The sequence below is a fragment of the Aromatoleum petrolei genome (genome assembly GCF_017894385.1).
Lineage (GTDB): Bacteria > Pseudomonadota > Gammaproteobacteria > Burkholderiales > Rhodocyclaceae > Aromatoleum > Aromatoleum petrolei.
Window position 1 is genome coordinate 2,283,584 of record NZ_CP059560.1, and the last position, 14,135, is coordinate 2,297,718.

Here is a 14,135-nt window from a genome sequence, read left to right on the forward strand (position 1 = left end):
TTTCTCACTTGCCTCCCTTTGCCTTCGCGGCCTTCTCCTGCTGGCGCTTTTGCGCGAGCTCCTCTTCGTCGAGGTAGCGATACGTGACGGCCTTTGCTTCCAGCTTCAACCCGCCGTCCTTGAGTGTTTCGATGGCAATGTTGTCCAGCGTCACGATTCGAGGCATCCGGGCCACATCCTCGGCAAATGCACCGAGATCGTTATAGGCACCGACGATGCGGACATCGATCGGCATCTCGGCATAGAAATCCTTGACCGCTTCGACGCCCGGCTTGAAGAGCTCGAACTGCAGCCCGCGGCCCACGCCGGCCTGGTTGATGTCGGACAACAACGAGTCCATTTCGGCGCGATTCGGCAACTGCTTGAGCAGCGCACCGAACTGGCGGTCGGTCTCCTCGAGCTGGAGCTTGTAGGCATCCAGATTCACGGCGAGCTTCTTCTTCGTCACCCAGTCGTTGCGGAGTTGCACCTCGTCAGCCTCACGCTGCTCGAGAAGCATCACCTGATCGCGCCAGTCGAACCACCATGCGAGCGCAAGGACGGCGACCAGCAACGCGGCGAACACCGCGATGCGCGGTGCCAGCGGCCACGCGCCGGGATCGTTGGGATCGAGCCCCTTGAAATCCTGCGAGAGCCGCTCGAAATCGATGCCTTTGAGTTTCCCGGGATTCATTTTCTGGCCCCTTGATCGCCTTCGGCCTTGGGCCCCTCGATGCCGATATTGAGCGCGAAATCGCTGACCCGCCGCTTGTTCACGGATGCAGACTTGATTTCGACCAGGCCCGGATTGGCGAGATAGGGCGATTCATCGAGGCTTCGCATCAGTGCCGACACGCGCGAATTGGACTGCGAGTAGCCGAGCAGGGCAATCTTCGGCCCGGTCTGCTTGATGGACCGCAGATACACGCCATCGGGCACGCGCCGGGCAAACTCGTTCATGACGTTCACCGCCTGGCCCCGCGTCGTCTGCAGGGATTCGATGACCTGCTTGCGCGCCAGCAGGGCGTCGATCTGCTCGCGCAGACGCTTGATTTCGGCGATCTGGGCATCGAGCTTGGTGATCTCGGCCTTGAGGAAGTCGTTGCGGCGTTCCTGACGCTCGACATAGCCCGCGATGACGGTATGCACGATCAGCGCGACCAGCAGGCCGGCCGCGACCATCGCGACGGACACGACGTAGAACTGCTGGCGCCGTTCACGGCGCTTCAGTTCCCGGTGGGGCAGCAGATTGATTCGAATCATGAATCGAATCTCCGGAGCGCCAGCCCGCACGCAACCATCAACGACGGTGCATCGGCCAGCAGATTCTTGGGTCGCACGCGCGACGACAGCGACATCCCGACGAAGGGATTGGCGACGATGGACGGAACCTGGGTACGACCGGCGACCACGTCGGACAGACCGGGCATGACCGAGCAGCCGCCTGCGAGGACGATGTGGTCGACCTGGTTGAACTGGGTGGACGTGAAGAAAAACTGCAGGGCCCGCGAAACTTCAAGCGCCAGGCTGTCCATGAAGGGCCGCATCAGGTCGCGCTCGTAATCCTCAGGCAGCCCGCCGGTGCGCTTCGCAGACTCGGCGTCCTCGACGCTCATCCCATACTGCCGCGCGATCTCCTGCGTCAGCTGCATGCCGCCGAATGCCTGTTCGCGGGCATAGAGCTGCTGACCGTTGCGCAGAACGCTGACGTTCATCACGTTTGCACCGACGTCGATGACCGCGACAATCTTGTCGACGCCACCGCCGGGAAGCTGCTTGGCGACGAGCTCGAAGGCGGCTTCCGCGGCAAAAGACTCGACGTCCATCACGACGGCCTTGAGACCGGCAGATTCGACGACAGCAACGCGATCCTCGACCTTTTCCTTGCGCGATGCCGCGATCAGGACCTCGACTTCTTCGGGGCTGCCCGGCGACGGGCCGACTACCTGGAAGTCGAGATTGACTTCGTCCAGTGCGAAGGGAATGTACTGGCTGGCCTCCGACTCGACCTGGAGCTCCATTTCCTGGTCACGCAGGCCACCCGGCAGGATCATCTTCTTGGTGATGACCGCCGACGCGGGGAGCGCGACGGCCACCTGCTTGATGCCTCCGCCCATGCGGCGCACAGCGCGCGATACGGCCTCGCTCACGCCTTCGAGATTGGCGATGTTTCCGTCGACGACGGCATCACGCGGCAGGGATTCGATGGCATACCGCTCCATGCGGTATGCACCCTTTTCGCCCTCTGACAGCTCGACCATCTTCACGGATGAAGATGAGATATCGAGGCCGACCAGTTGGCGCGCCTTGGGGCGAAACAGGGAGAAGTCCATCACAAAGAAAACCCTTAAATTTCTTTATGTTAGGCGCCGATACTGAATAAGCTTCTCAGATGCTAGCAACAAAGTGTTGCGAGTGCAAACACAGACGGCGGCGGATGCTTTGGAGGCTCAGGGTGCGCAAACGTATAATCGCGCTCCTCCCCTCCCTTTCTGGATTCCCGATGCGCTGGGTTTTGTATCCCCTCGCGGCACTGATGGCTCTCTTCGTTCTCGGCGCGGCCACCATCGCGGCTGTCTCGGCATTCGCATGGCCGAACCTGCCTTCGCTGGACGTTCTGACCGATTACCGCCCGAAGATTCCGCTGCGAGTATACACGTCAGATGGATATCTACTCGGGGAATTCGGCGAGGAACGGCGCGTCGTCGTGACCATGGATGAGGTCCCGGCAGTTCTGAAGCAGGCCATCCTCGCGGCAGAGGACGAGCGCTTTTACGAACACCCCGGTATCGATGTGATCGGGATCGCACGCGCGGCGATTGCGAACGTCGTGTCGGGCGGGCGTGGCCAGGGAGCATCGACAATCACGATGCAGGTGGCGCGCAATTTCTTCCTGACGCGGGAAAAGACCTTCAACCGCAAGCTCTACGAGATTCTCCTGGCACTGCGCATCGAACGCAGTCTGAGCAAGGACCAGATCTTCGAGCTCTACATCAACCAGATTTACCTCGGCCAGCGCTCGTACGGGTTCTCGGCGGCGGCTCGTGCGTACTTCGACAAGCCGCTGAAGGACATCACCGTGGCCGAGGCGGCCATGCTCGCAGGGCTGCCGAAGGCGCCGTCGGCCTACAACCCGATCGCCAACCCGCGCCGCGCGACCCAGCGCCAGCATTACGTGCTGCGGCGCATGGTCGAAGCCGGCTTCATCGACCAGAAGACCTTCGAGGCGGCCCGCGCGGAACCGCTGGTACTGGCCAACGGACGCTCGGCCTCGACTCCGCTGCGCGGCGACTTCGTGGCCGAAATGGCGCGCCAGCTGGCCGTCGAGCAGTTCGGCGATCAGGCTTACGATTCGGGCATCCGCGTGATCACGACAGTGACGCGCGAAGAGCAGCAGGCCGCGTATAAGGCGGTACGGCAGGGCGTGATGGATTACGACCGGCGGCATGGTTATCGCGGCCCGGAGAGCTTCGTCGACCTGAACGGTATCAAGGCGGACGACGAGGAGCGGCTCGACGAACTGCTCTCCGAAGCGGTGGACTACGATGACCTGCTCGCCGCGCTGGTTCTCGAGGCATCGCCGAAGGCAGTCACGGTCTATCGCCACGGCGAGATCCTGAAGATCTCGGGCGCAGGACTGACGTTTGCGGCCCCGATGCTCAACGAGCGTGCACCGCAGGCTCGCAGGCTTCGGCGCGGGGCGATCGTGCGCATCCGCAACCTCGGAGAGAAGGGCTGGGAGATCGCGCAACTGCCGGACGTGGAGGCGGCGCTGATCTCGGTGGACTCGAACACCGGTGCGGTGCGGGCGCTGATCGGCGGCTTCGACTTCAATCGGAGCAAGTTCAACCATGCGACCCAGGCATTGCGCCAGCCGGGATCGAGTTTCAAGCCCTTCATCTACTCGGCTGCGCTCGAGCGCGGTTTTTCCCCGAGCTCAGTCGAGGAGGATGGTCCACTGTTTTTCCCGGCAGGCATCACGGGAAGCAAGGACTGGGAGCCGAAGAACTACGACGGCAAGTACGAAGGGCCGATGACGCTGCGCGAGGGCCTGGCGCGGTCGAAGAACATGATCTCCATCCGCCTGCTGCGCTCGATCACGCCCGAGTATGCACAGGATTACGTCACCCGCTTCGGTTTCGATGCGGCCCAGCATCCGCCCTACCTGACGATGGCGCTGGGCGCCGGGATGGCGACGCCGTGGCAGATGGCGGCCGGATACGCCGTGTTCGCGAACGGCGGCTACCGCATCGAGCCCTATGTCGTGAAGGAAATGATCGACGGCCAGGGACACGTGGTCGCGAAGATCGACCCGCCGGTTGCCGGCGAGAGCGCGCCGCGGGTGATCGACCCGCGCAACGCCTGGCTGATGAATTCGATGATGCAGGACGTAATCCGGCGCGGCACCGCGACGCGCGCACTTGCACTCAAGCGCAGCGACCTGGCGGGGAAGACGGGAACCACCAACGATTATGTGGACGCGTGGTTCGCCGGTTATCACCCGGATCTGGTTGCGGTGAGCTGGATGGGTTTCGACCAGCCGCGCAACCTCGGCCGCGGCGAGACCGGCGGTTCTGCCGCACTGCCGATGTGGGTGAACTATATGCGGACGGCGCTGAAGGGCCTGCCGGAGAAATTCCCGCCGCGCCCGGAGGGGCTGCTGGCGATCAATACCGGCTCGGGACGCGAGGAGTTCATCTATGCCGAGAACCTGCCCGCGGAACCCATCATGATTCCGGCCGGCATCGAGAACCTCCCCCTGCCCTCGGAGGCGCCCGACGAGGCACTGCCCCAGACCCGGCCCGCCGCCGCACCCGCCCCCGTGGTCGAACGCTCGCCGACGCCGATCCGCCGCCCCTGAAGCGCAGGCGGGCCACCGGCGGATCAGCTGGCGACCACGACCACCGGATTGCCGGACTGCTCGCTGACCAGCCGGGACAGCAGCGCGTAGAGTTCGGCGCCGTCGCGGGTCGCGACCCAGCGTCCGGCATCGGGGCGGAAGTGGAAGCCGCCGGCCTTCGCGGCGACCCAGATCTCGCGCGCGGCGGAGTGGCGGTTGATGACCATCTTGCTGCCGTTCTCGAATTCGATCTCGAGCACGCCCCCGGGCATGGTCTCGATGTCCAGTTCGGCACCGCAGCTTTCGAGCGCCGCCTCGATGCGTGCGAGTTCGGCTTCGGCCAGCGCATTGAACGCCGATTCTTCCATGTTGGCTCCTTCTGTTAGCATTTCCGTTTTTTACGACCGACGACACCATGCGAGCCATTCCGACCGCTGCCGCGCTGTGCTGTGCCATTGCCCTGAGCGGTTGCGGGATCAAGGGGCCGCTTTACCTGCCCCAGGTTCCGCCCGCACCGGCCAAGGCGGCTCCCGCCGCCGGCGTCGATCATAGCAAAGCACCCAAGGCTGCCGACGACTCCCGATGACCTCCCGATTTCCGATCCCGACCCTGACCGAGGGCAATGACGGCCTTCAGCTCGAAAGCGTATCGCTCGCCGCGATCGCCGCACAGCATGGCACGCCTGTTTACGTCTATTCGCGGAGCGCGCTGACCGATGCGTTCTCGGCCTACCGCGACGCGCTTGCCGGCCGCAACGCCCTGGTGTGCTACGCGGTCAAGGCGAATTCGAACCTCGGCGTGCTGTCGGTGTTCGCGCAGCTGGGGGCGGGCTTCGACATCGTGTCGGGCGGCGAACTCGCGCGCGTGCTGGCCGCAGGCGGCGAGGCCGGCAAGGTGGTGTTCTCCGGCGTGGGCAAGAGCCGCGACGAGATGTGCCTGGCGCTGCAGGCCGGCATCCGCTGCTTCAACGTCGAGTCAGAAGCGGAAATCGACCGCCTCAACGAGGTCGCCGGCGAGCTCGGCAAGGTCGCGCCGATCGCGTTCCGAGTGAATCCGGATGTCGATCCGAAGACCCATCCCTACATCTCGACGGGCCTGAAGAGCAACAAGTTCGGCGTGGCGATCGACGCGGCGGCGGACCTGTACCGCCGCGCGGCGAGCCTGCCGCACCTGCGCGTGAGCGGCGTGGCCTGCCACATCGGCTCCCAGTTGCTCGACCCCGCGCCGATCGCGGAAGCGGCAGGCAAGGTACTCGCGCTGGTCGATCGCCTCGCCGACGAGGGGATCGCGCTGGATCACATCGATCTCGGCGGCGGCCTGGGCATCCGGTACCGCGACGAGCAGGCGCCCTCGGTCGCCGAATATCTCGCGCCGGTGCTGAAGCTTTTCGAGGGGCGCACGGAGGAGCTGTGCTTCGAGCCCGGCCGCTCGCTGGTCGGCAATGCCGGCCTGCTGCTGACGCGCATCGAGTACCTGAAGCCGGGCGAGGAGAAGAACTTCGCGATCGTGGACGCGGCGATGAACGACCTGGCGCGCCCGGCGCTGTACGACGCTTACCATGAGGTCGTCGCGGTGCAGCCGCGTGCGGGGGTGGCGAAGAACTACGAGATCGTGGGGCCGATCTGCGAAAGCGGCGACTTCCTCGCCCACGACCGCGAGTTGGCCGTCGAGGCGGGCGATCTGGTGGCGCTGCTGTCGGCCGGGGCCTACGGCATGGCGATGAGTTCGAACTACAACACGCGTCCGCGAGCCGCCGAGGTGATGGTCGACGGCGATCGCATTCACCTCATCCGCCAGCGCGAGGCCGTCGAGTCACTCTACGCGCTCGAATCGCCGTTGAGCTGAGCGCGGGAATCGACCGGCTTACCTTCGGCCTGCGCCTCAAGGATGAGGGCGCGGCCGAAGGCCTTCCAGGCCGGTCCACCGTGGGTGTGCACCCCGGTATCGGCGCTCTCCTCCATCACGCGCAGCATCAGCACGCCCAACGCGAAAAGCTCGCCGCGTGCACGCAGGCGGGCATCCGGGTCGGCGAGTAGCGCCTGCGTGTGGTCGGGACCACCTTCGAGGGCTTCGCGCGCGAGCTTGCGCATGATGGCCGCGTCGTCCCAGTCGAGCTTGAGCAGCAAACCGCGCTTGAGGATCTCGCGCTCCAGCTCGAAGGCATCACGCTCGAAATGTTCGAACCCGCTCATGGCTCAGCGCGCGATGTCTTCGAGGCAGCGCCGCAACGCGTCCCGCCAGTGCGGCATGCCGATGCCGAAACGCGTAGCGAGCCGGCCCCCGGACAGGCGCGAGTTGGCCGGACGTGCGGCCGGCGTCGGATACGCGGACGCCGGGATCGGTTCGACACTCGCGACCTTCAACGCAGTATCCGGCAATGCACTGCGGGCCTCGGCGAAGATCGCTTCCGCGAAACCGTGCCAGCTTGTTTCGCCGGCCGCGGCGAGGTTGAAGATACCGGACGCGAACGCGCCTCCACGCCGCTCGTGCTGCGCCTGAGCGAGGATGAGCGCGGTGGCGTCGGCGATGTTGCGTGCCCAGGTCGGTGCGCCGTGCTGGTCGGCGACGACGCGCAGTTGTTCGCGCTCGGCGCCGAGGCGCAGCATCGTGCGCACGAAGTTGCCGCCGCGCGCGGCAAAGACCCAGGTGGTGCGCAGGATCAGGTGGTCACAACCTGCCTCGCGGATTGCCATTTCGCCGGCGAGCTTGCTGCGGCCGTAGGCGTTGACGGGCGCGACGGGGTCGTCCTCGGTGTAGGGGCCGGACTTGGTGCCGTCGAACACGTAGTCGGTCGAGTAGTGGATCAGCAGCGCGCCCGCCGCCTTCGCGGCACGCGCGAGTTCGCCGGGCGCCGTGCCGTTGATGGTGGTCGCGAGGGCTTCCTCGGATTCGGCCTTGTCGACGGCCGTGTAGGCGGCGGCGTTCACGATGACGTCCGGCGCGAGCTCGGCGACCAGGGGGGCCAGCGTCTCGGGGCGCGACAGGTCGCAGCGGCTGCGGTGGAGCGCGATGACTTCGCCGAGCGGCATCAGGCTGCGCGCGAGTTCCCAGCCGACCTGGCCATTGGCGCCGGTGACGAGCAGTTTCATTCGAATACCTCACATTCGGCGAGGGGTTTGCCTTCGCGGTCCTTCGCCGACAGTTGCGGTTCGCCCGCAAGCGGCCATTCGACGCCGACGGTCGGGTCGTTCCAGGCGAGGCAGCGCTCGTGCTCCGGCGCGTAGTAGTCGGTGGTCTTGTAGAGGAAGTCCGCAGAGTCGGACAGCACGACGAAGCCATGCGCGAAGCCGGGCGGGATCCACAGCTGGCGGTGGTCGTCCTCGCTGAGTTCCACGCCCGTCCAGCGGCCGAAAGTCGGCGAACGGCGGCGCAGGTCGACGGCGACGTCGAACACCGCGCCGCGCACGACGCGCACGAGTTTCCCTTGCGGCTGGCGGATCTGGTAGTGCAGGCCGCGCAGCACGCCGCGCGCGGAGCGCGAGTGGTTGTCCTGCACGAATTGCTCGTCGAGTCCGGTGGCCTCGCGGAAGGCTCGGGCGTTGTAGCTTTCGAAGAAGAAACCGCGCGCGTCGCCGAACACTTTCGATTCGATGAGCAACACGTCGGGAATGGCGGTGGGGAGGGCTTTCATCAGAACACCTTCTCTTCGAGCACGCGCAGCAGGTACTGGCCGTAGCCGTTCTTTGCGAGCGGCTTGGCGAGGTCGGTGAGCTGGGCGGCGTCGATCCAGCCCGAGCGCCAGGCGATCTCTTCCGGACAGGCGATCTTGAGCCCCTGGCGCTTTTCGATCGTCTGGATGAAGAGGCCGGCCTCGAGCAGGCTTTCATGGGTGCCGGTGTCGAGCCAGGCGTGGCCGCGGCCCATGACCTGCACGTCAAGCGCGCCCGCCTCGAGGTAGTGGCGATTGACGTCGGTGATCTCGAGTTCGCCGCGCGGGCTGGGCTTGAGGCCGCGGGCGATATCGACGACGCGCTCGTCGTAGAAGTAGAGACCGGTGACGGCGTAGCGGCTCTTCGGCTTCGCCGGCTTCTCTTCGATGCTGATCGCGTGGCCTGCGACATCGAACTCCACGACGCCGTAGCGCTCGGGGTCCGTCACCGGATAGGCGAACACGGTCGCGCCATGCGCGCGCTGGCCGGCCTGCCTGAGGTCGTCGGCGAGTTCGTGGCCGTAGAAGAGGTTGTCGCCGAGCACGAGGGCGGATGGGGAGCCGGCGATGAACTGCTCGCCGATCAGGAAGGCCTGGGCGAGGCCGTCTGGGCTGGGCTGCACGGCGTACTGCAGCCTGAGGCCCCAGCGGCTGCCGTCGCCGAGGAGTTGCTCGAAGCGCGGGGTGTCCTGCGGCGTCGAGATGACGAGGATGTCGCGGATGCCCGCAAGCATCAGCGTGCTCAGCGGGTAGTAGATCATCGGCTTGTCGTACACCGGCAGCAGCTGCTTCGAGACGGCCAGCGTAGCCGGGTGCAGGCGGGTGCCGGATCCGCCGGCGAGGATGATGCCCTTGCGTGTGCTCATGCCCGACGTTCTCCGTAGTTGCGCTCGACCCATTCACGGTAGCTGCCGGACTGGACGTGCGCGACCCAGTCCTGGTTGGCGAGGTACCACGCGATGGTCTTGCGGATGCCGGTCTCGAAGGTCTCGGCGGGGCGCCAGCCGAGTTCGCGCTCGATCTTGCGCGCGTCGATCGCGTAGCGGCGGTCGTGGCCGGGGCGGTCGGCGACGTAGGTGATGAGGCGCGCGTGCGGGCCGGCCGCGTCGGGGCGCAGTTCGTCGAGCAGTGCGCACACGGTGTGCACGATCTCGAGGTTGGGTTTCTCGTTCCAACCACCGACGTTGTAGGTCGCGCCAAGGCGGCCGCGCGCGAGCACTTCGCGGATCGCGGCACAGTGGTCGCCGACGTAGAGCCAGTCGCGCACGTTGCGGCCGTCGCCATACACCGGCAGGGCCTTGCCGGCGAGGGCGTTGGCGATCATCAGCGGGATGAGCTTCTCGGGGAACTGGTAGGGGCCGTAGTTGTTCGAGCAGTTGGTCGTGAGCACCGGCAGGCCGTACGTGTGATGCCAGGCGCGCACGAGGTGGTCGGACGCGGCCTTGCTTGCGGAGTACGGGCTGTTGGGCTCGTAGGCCTTGGTTTCGGCGAAGGGCGGGTCGTTTGGGCCGAGCGAGCCGTAGACCTCGTCGGTCGAGACGTGCAGGAAGCGGAACGCCGCCTTCTCCGCCCCGTCGAGCCCGGACCAGAACTCGCGCGCCGCTTCGAGCAGCGTGAAGGTGCCTTCGACGTTGGTGCGGACGAAGGCCGCGGGGCCGTGGATGGAACGGTCGACGTGGCTTTCGGCGGCGAAATGCACGATCGCGCGCGGACGGTGTTCGGCGAGCAGACGGTCGATGAGGGCGCGGTCGCAGATGTCGCCCTGCACGAAGACGTGGCGGCCGTCGCCCTGCAGCGCGGCGAGATTCTCGAGGTTGCCCGCGTAGGTCAGCGCGTCGAGGTTCAGCACCGGCTCGTCGCTTGCGCGCAGCCAGTCGAGTACGAAGTTGGCGCCGATGAAGCCTGCACCGCCGGTCACAAGAATCATTGATCCACCTCTTCAGCCAGCTTGCCGCATTTGCGGCGGCGTAAAATGCCGGTCCGCGGGCAACGTGTAACTGCGATTGTATCGCGACCGCATACCCGTCGCGCCCACGCGTGCTTCACGAGAATGTTGCAGGATATCGACGACCACCTCATGACAACGCAACACGTAATCCGGTTTCTTGCCGCCCTGTACTTCTGCGGCATGTTGGCCGCGGCACAAGCGGCCGCCATGCCGCCAGGGGTACGGCAGGCGCTCGACGCCGCACGCATTCCGGCGAGCAACGTGGCGGTATGGGTGCAGGCCGTGGACGCGTCGGCCCCGCAACTGGAGTTCGGCGGCGAGCAACCGATGAATCCGGCGTCGGTGATGAAGGTCGTGACGGCCTTCGCGGCGCTCGACCGCCTCGGTCCCGCCTTCACCTGGACGACGCGGGTCGCGACGGGGGGGCCGGTCGCCGCCGGCGTTCTGGACGGCAGCCTATATCTGGCGGGCGGTGCCGACCCCATGCTGAACTACGAGCGGCTCGGGCGCCTGCTGCGCCAAGTGCGTGCACTCGGCATCACGGCCGTGCGCGGCGACATCGTACTCGACGGTTCGGCGCTGGCGCTGCCGCCGCACGATCCCGCGGCCTTCGACGGACGCGCGCTACGCCCCTACAACAGCGGTGCCTACGGTTTGTTGATGCACTTCAACACGCTGCAGCTACGCCTGGTTCCCCCCGCCGAACCGGGGCGGGCAGTGGGGGTTGCGCCCTATCCGTCATTGACGGGGGTCGACATCGACAACCGCATCATGACGGGTCCCGGCCCTTGCGGCGTGTGGTACGGCAATCTCGAGGCGACGCTCGAGGCGGGGCCGCAGGGACCCAGGCTGGTCCTGTCGGGCAGCATGCCGGCAAGCTGCGGGCAGCGCGACTGGGCAACCGCCCCGCTATCGCCGGAGGCCTTCGGGCGCGCGCTGGTCGCCGCACTGTGGAATGAGTTGGGCGGTAAGGTCGAGGGGTCGGTGCGCAGCGGCGTGACGCCCGCCGACGCAGCGACGCTGCTCACCGAGACCTCGCCACCACTCGCCGAGGTGGTGCGCGAGATGAACAAGTGGTCGAGCAACGTGATCGCACGCCAGTTGCTGGCGACGCTGGGACGGGAAGGCGGGGCGAGCCTGGACATGGTCGCGGGCGGAGCGGAGGCGGTGAAGGCACAGCTCGTCGCGGACGGAATCGCGACCGCGGGCCTGGTGATCGAGAACGGCTCGGGCCTGTCGCGCATCGAGCGGGTGAGCGCGCGCACGCTCGCCGAGGTCCTGCTCGCGGCGTGGCGGCGCCCCTTCATGCCGGAGTTCATCGCCGCGCTGCCGATCGCCGGCGAGGACGGCACGGCGCGCGGGCGGCTGCACGACAGCCCGGCGCGCGGCTACGCCCACATCAAGACGGGATCGATCAACGGCGTGAAATCCCTGGCCGGCTATGTGCTGGATAGGCACGGCCGGCGCCATGCGGTCGTGATGATGGTGAACCACGCCGAGGCGGGGGCCAGCCAGGCCGCGCAGGACGCACTGCTGGAATGGGTGTGGGCAACGGGCGGGGAGGCGGAGCCAAGCCGATAGCACAACGGCCGCGCCCCGTTCGGACTGAGCTTTTGTCGAAACCCAAGCCCTTCGACAGGTCCGTCCTGACTTTGTCGACGGGCTCGAGGCGAACGGTTGTTGGTGCTCGCTTACTGCCGTTACCGTCGCGATGCGGTCTCAGGCGTCCGTCGGCATCGGCATGGTGCTGCGGTCCAGCAGGTTCAACCAGCCGCGGATGACACGGTAGACGATCCAGAGGCCGGCCCCGGCCAGCAGCACGAATGCGAACGGGATGCCGATCACGGTGACGACCATGGCGGTCGCGACCAGGATCCACAGCAGCGCGAACCAGAAGGTGCGGATCTGCCAGCGGAAGTGGCTTTCCAGCCAGGTGCCGCGCACGGCGTCGCGCTTCATGTAGTTGAGCACCACCGCGAGAATGGACGGCAGGCTGGCGACGAAGCTGCCGATGATGGTCGCGGAGCCAACGACGCCGGTGACGACCGCGAAAGCGTGCAACCCATAAATGATGTGTGCGAGCGTGACGAGCCCGCCGAGGTCGGCGGTGACGATGTCAGTCCGGTGATCGGGCATGGCTGGCTCCGTGGTGGTGAGGATTCCGCTTGAATCGTACAGGTCCGACTTTACAAGCCGGATCTTACAACCCCGCCTTTACAGGCCCAACTCGGCCCACATCGCATCGACGCGCTGCTTGACCGCGGCGTCCATCACGATCGGGCGCCCCCACTCGCGTGTCGTCTCGCCCGGCCACTTGTTGGTCGCGTCGATGCCCATCTTGCTGCCGAGACTCGCGACCGGGCTGGCGAAGTCGAGGTAGTCGATCGGGGTGTTGTCGACCATCACCGTGTCGCGTGAGCCATCGACACGGGTCGTCATCGCCCAGATGACTTCCTTCCAGTCGCGGATGTTCACGTCGTCGTCCACCACGATGATGAACTTGGTGTACATGAACTGGCGCAGGAAGCTCCAGATGCCGAACATCACGCGCTTGGCGTGACCCGGGTACTGCTTGCGGATGCTGACGACCGCCAGCCGGTAGGAGCAGCCTTCGGGCGGCAGGTAGAAGTCGGTGATCTCGGGGAATTGCTTCTGCAGCAGCGGCACGAAGACTTCGTTGAGCGCGACGCCCAGCATCGCCGGCTCGTCGGGCGGCTTGCCGGTGTAGGTCGAGTGGTAGATCGGGTCCTTGCGCATCGTGATGCGCTCGATCGTGAAGACGGGGAAGTCGGAGACCTCGTTGTAGTAGCCGGTGTGGTCGCCGTAGGGGCCTTCGGGCGCGGTGTCGTCCGGGTGGATCACGCCTTCGAGGACGATCTCGGCCGAGGCCGGCACCTGCAGGTCGGAGCCGAGGCACTGCACGAGCTCGGTCTTGGCGCCGCGCAGCAGGCCGGCGAACTGGTACTCGGACAGCGTGTCGGGCACCGGCGTGACCGCGCCGAGGATGGTCGCGGGGTCGCAGCCGAGGACGACTGCGACCTTGAAGGGTTCGCCGGGGTGCGCGAGCTGGTGCTCGCGGAAATCGAGCGCGCCGCCGCGGTGCGCGAGCCAGCGCATGATCACGCGGTTGGGGCCAAGCACCTGCTGGCGGTAGATGCCGAGGTTCTGGCGCTTCTTGCCGGGGCCGCGCGTGACGACGAGCCCCCACGTGATCAGCGGCGCGACATCGCCGGGCCAGCAGTGCTGGATCGGCAGCCGTGCGAGGTCGACGTCGGTGCCTTCCCACACGACTTCCTGGCAGGGCGCCGAGCGCACCTCCTTGGGCGACATGTTGAGCACCTGGCGGAAGGCCGGAAACTTCTCCCAGGCGTCCTTGAGGCCCTTGGGCGGCTCGGGCTCCTTGAGAAAGGCGAGCAACTTGCCGACTTCGCGCAAGGGCGTCTGCCAGTCGCCGTTCGAGAGTTCCTCGCCCATGCCGAGCGCGACGCGCTCAGGGGTGCCGAAGAGGTTCGCGAGCACCGGCATCGCCTGCGGCACGCCGTGCGTCACCGGTTTCTCGAACAGTAGCGCGGGGCCGCCGGCGCGCAGCACGCGGTCGGCGATCTCGGTCATCTCAAGGTGGGTGTCGACGGGAATGCCGATGCGCTTGAGCTCGCCGCGCTGTTCGAGCTGGGCGATGAAGTCGCGAAGATCGTGGTAACGCATGAAATCCTTTCGGG

Annotated in this window: 15 protein-coding genes; 4 read left to right on the forward strand and 11 right to left on the reverse strand. The window is 66.4% G+C overall.

Annotation, left to right across the window (positions count from 1 at the left end; genetic code table 11):
- Positions 1–4: 4 nt before the first annotated feature.
- The 3 genes from ToN1_RS10430 to ToN1_RS10440 are packed head-to-tail and all read right to left on the reverse strand — an operon-like array spanning position 5 to position 2,312.
- The gene (locus ToN1_RS10430) at positions 5–673 is read right to left on the reverse strand and encodes a type IV pilus inner membrane component PilO (protein ID WP_169207363.1); all 669 of its coding nucleotides are present in this window, start codon (positions 671–673) and stop codon (positions 5–7) included.
- Positions 670–1,242, reverse strand: coding sequence for a PilN domain-containing protein (locus ToN1_RS10435; RefSeq protein ID WP_169207364.1), 573 nt, complete (start codon positions 1,240–1,242; stop codon positions 670–672). Before ToN1_RS10435 ends, ToN1_RS10430 begins: the two co-directional genes overlap by 4 nt.
- Positions 1,239–2,312, reverse strand: coding sequence for a pilus assembly protein PilM (locus tag ToN1_RS10440; RefSeq protein ID WP_169207365.1), 1,074 nt, complete (start codon positions 2,310–2,312; stop codon positions 1,239–1,241). Before ToN1_RS10440 ends, ToN1_RS10435 begins: the two co-directional genes overlap by 4 nt.
- 170 nt (positions 2,313–2,482) lie before the next feature.
- Here ToN1_RS10440 and ToN1_RS10445 point away from each other — a divergent pair, with 170 nt between their 5' ends.
- The gene (locus ToN1_RS10445; RefSeq protein WP_169207366.1) at positions 2,483–4,840 is read left to right on the forward strand and encodes a penicillin-binding protein 1A; all 2,358 of its coding nucleotides are present in this window, start codon (positions 2,483–2,485) and stop codon (positions 4,838–4,840) included.
- 23 nt (positions 4,841–4,863) lie between these two features.
- On the opposite strand, the gene cyaY is transcribed toward ToN1_RS10445, so the two are convergent.
- Positions 4,864–5,187: an iron donor protein CyaY gene (gene cyaY / locus ToN1_RS10450; protein ID WP_169207367.1), complete on the reverse strand. Its 324-nt coding sequence runs from the start codon at positions 5,185–5,187 to the stop codon at positions 4,864–4,866.
- A gap of 47 nt (positions 5,188–5,234) precedes the next feature.
- Here cyaY and lptM point away from each other — a divergent pair, with 47 nt between their 5' ends.
- Both lptM and lysA read left to right on the forward strand, forming a co-directional pair.
- Positions 5,235–5,405 (forward strand): LPS translocon maturation chaperone LptM, encoded by a 171-nt coding sequence (lptM, locus tag ToN1_RS10455; protein ID WP_169207368.1) that lies wholly within the window; start codon positions 5,235–5,237, stop codon positions 5,403–5,405.
- Entirely contained in the window at positions 5,402–6,664 is a 1,263-nt protein-coding gene (gene lysA / locus ToN1_RS10460; protein WP_169207369.1) for a diaminopimelate decarboxylase, read from the forward strand. Before lptM ends, lysA begins: the two co-directional genes overlap by 4 nt.
- Here the strand turns inward: lysA and ToN1_RS10465 are convergent.
- Genes ToN1_RS10465 through rfbB form a run of 5 tightly spaced genes read right to left on the reverse strand, consistent with a single transcriptional unit; the run spans position 6,637 to position 10,395 of the window.
- The gene (locus ToN1_RS10465) at positions 6,637–7,011 is read right to left on the reverse strand and encodes a hypothetical protein (RefSeq protein ID WP_169207370.1); all 375 of its coding nucleotides are present in this window, start codon (positions 7,009–7,011) and stop codon (positions 6,637–6,639) included. The genes lysA and ToN1_RS10465 overlap by 28 nt on opposite strands.
- A 3-nt stretch (positions 7,012–7,014) precedes the next feature.
- Complete coding sequence (gene rfbD / locus ToN1_RS10470; RefSeq protein WP_169207371.1) at positions 7,015–7,908, reverse strand: dTDP-4-dehydrorhamnose reductase; 894 nt, start codon at positions 7,906–7,908, stop codon at positions 7,015–7,017.
- The gene (gene rfbC / locus ToN1_RS10475; protein WP_169207372.1) at positions 7,905–8,450 is read right to left on the reverse strand and encodes a dTDP-4-dehydrorhamnose 3,5-epimerase; all 546 of its coding nucleotides are present in this window, start codon (positions 8,448–8,450) and stop codon (positions 7,905–7,907) included. Before rfbC ends, rfbD begins: the two co-directional genes overlap by 4 nt.
- Positions 8,450–9,334, reverse strand: coding sequence for a glucose-1-phosphate thymidylyltransferase RfbA (gene rfbA / locus ToN1_RS10480; protein WP_169207373.1), 885 nt, complete (start codon positions 9,332–9,334; stop codon positions 8,450–8,452). Before rfbA ends, rfbC begins: the two co-directional genes overlap by 1 nt.
- The gene (gene rfbB, locus ToN1_RS10485) at positions 9,331–10,395 is read right to left on the reverse strand and encodes a dTDP-glucose 4,6-dehydratase (protein ID WP_169207374.1); all 1,065 of its coding nucleotides are present in this window, start codon (positions 10,393–10,395) and stop codon (positions 9,331–9,333) included. Before rfbB ends, rfbA begins: the two co-directional genes overlap by 4 nt.
- A gap of 150 nt (positions 10,396–10,545) precedes the next feature.
- Here rfbB and dacB point away from each other — a divergent pair, with 150 nt between their 5' ends.
- Entirely contained in the window at positions 10,546–11,997 is a 1,452-nt protein-coding gene (gene dacB / locus ToN1_RS10490; protein WP_169207375.1) for a D-alanyl-D-alanine carboxypeptidase/D-alanyl-D-alanine endopeptidase, read from the forward strand.
- 138 nt (positions 11,998–12,135) lie between these two features.
- On the opposite strand, the gene ToN1_RS10495 is transcribed toward dacB, so the two are convergent.
- Both ToN1_RS10495 and ubiD read right to left on the reverse strand, forming a co-directional pair.
- Positions 12,136–12,552, reverse strand: coding sequence for a DUF4870 family protein (locus tag ToN1_RS10495; RefSeq protein ID WP_169207376.1), 417 nt, complete (start codon positions 12,550–12,552; stop codon positions 12,136–12,138).
- A gap of 78 nt (positions 12,553–12,630) precedes the next feature.
- Positions 12,631–14,121 (reverse strand): 4-hydroxy-3-polyprenylbenzoate decarboxylase, encoded by a 1,491-nt coding sequence (gene ubiD, locus ToN1_RS10500; RefSeq protein ID WP_169207377.1) that lies wholly within the window; start codon positions 14,119–14,121, stop codon positions 12,631–12,633.
- Between the last annotated feature and the right edge of the window lie 14 nt (positions 14,122–14,135).

Coding starts and splice junctions, on each gene's coding strand:
- ToN1_RS10430 (WP_169207363.1), bottom strand. CDS start 673: ATGAATCCCGGGAAACTCAAAGGCATCGATTTCGAGCGGCTCTCGCAG.
- ToN1_RS10435 (WP_169207364.1), bottom strand. CDS start 1,242: ATGATTCGAATCAATCTGCTGCCCCACCGGGAACTGAAGCGCCGTGAA.
- ToN1_RS10440 (WP_169207365.1), bottom strand. CDS start 2,312: ATGGACTTCTCCCTGTTTCGCCCCAAGGCGCGCCAACTGGTCGGCCTC.
- ToN1_RS10445 (WP_169207366.1), top strand. CDS start 2,483: ATGCGCTGGGTTTTGTATCCCCTCGCGGCACTGATGGCTCTCTTCGTT.
- cyaY (WP_169207367.1), bottom strand. CDS start 5,187: ATGGAAGAATCGGCGTTCAATGCGCTGGCCGAAGCCGAACTCGCACGC.
- lptM (WP_169207368.1), top strand. CDS start 5,235: ATGCGAGCCATTCCGACCGCTGCCGCGCTGTGCTGTGCCATTGCCCTG.
- lysA (WP_169207369.1), top strand. CDS start 5,402: ATGACCTCCCGATTTCCGATCCCGACCCTGACCGAGGGCAATGACGGC.
- ToN1_RS10465 (WP_169207370.1), bottom strand. CDS start 7,011: ATGAGCGGGTTCGAACATTTCGAGCGTGATGCCTTCGAGCTGGAGCGC.
- rfbD (WP_169207371.1), bottom strand. CDS start 7,908: ATGAAACTGCTCGTCACCGGCGCCAATGGCCAGGTCGGCTGGGAACTC.
- rfbC (WP_169207372.1), bottom strand. CDS start 8,450: ATGAAAGCCCTCCCCACCGCCATTCCCGACGTGTTGCTCATCGAATCG.
- rfbA (WP_169207373.1), bottom strand. CDS start 9,334: ATGAGCACACGCAAGGGCATCATCCTCGCCGGCGGATCCGGCACCCGC.
- rfbB (WP_169207374.1), bottom strand. CDS start 10,395: ATGATTCTTGTGACCGGCGGTGCAGGCTTCATCGGCGCCAACTTCGTA.
- dacB (WP_169207375.1), top strand. CDS start 10,546: ATGACAACGCAACACGTAATCCGGTTTCTTGCCGCCCTGTACTTCTGC.
- ToN1_RS10495 (WP_169207376.1), bottom strand. CDS start 12,552: ATGCCCGATCACCGGACTGACATCGTCACCGCCGACCTCGGCGGGCTC.
- ubiD (WP_169207377.1), bottom strand. CDS start 14,121: ATGCGTTACCACGATCTTCGCGACTTCATCGCCCAGCTCGAACAGCGC.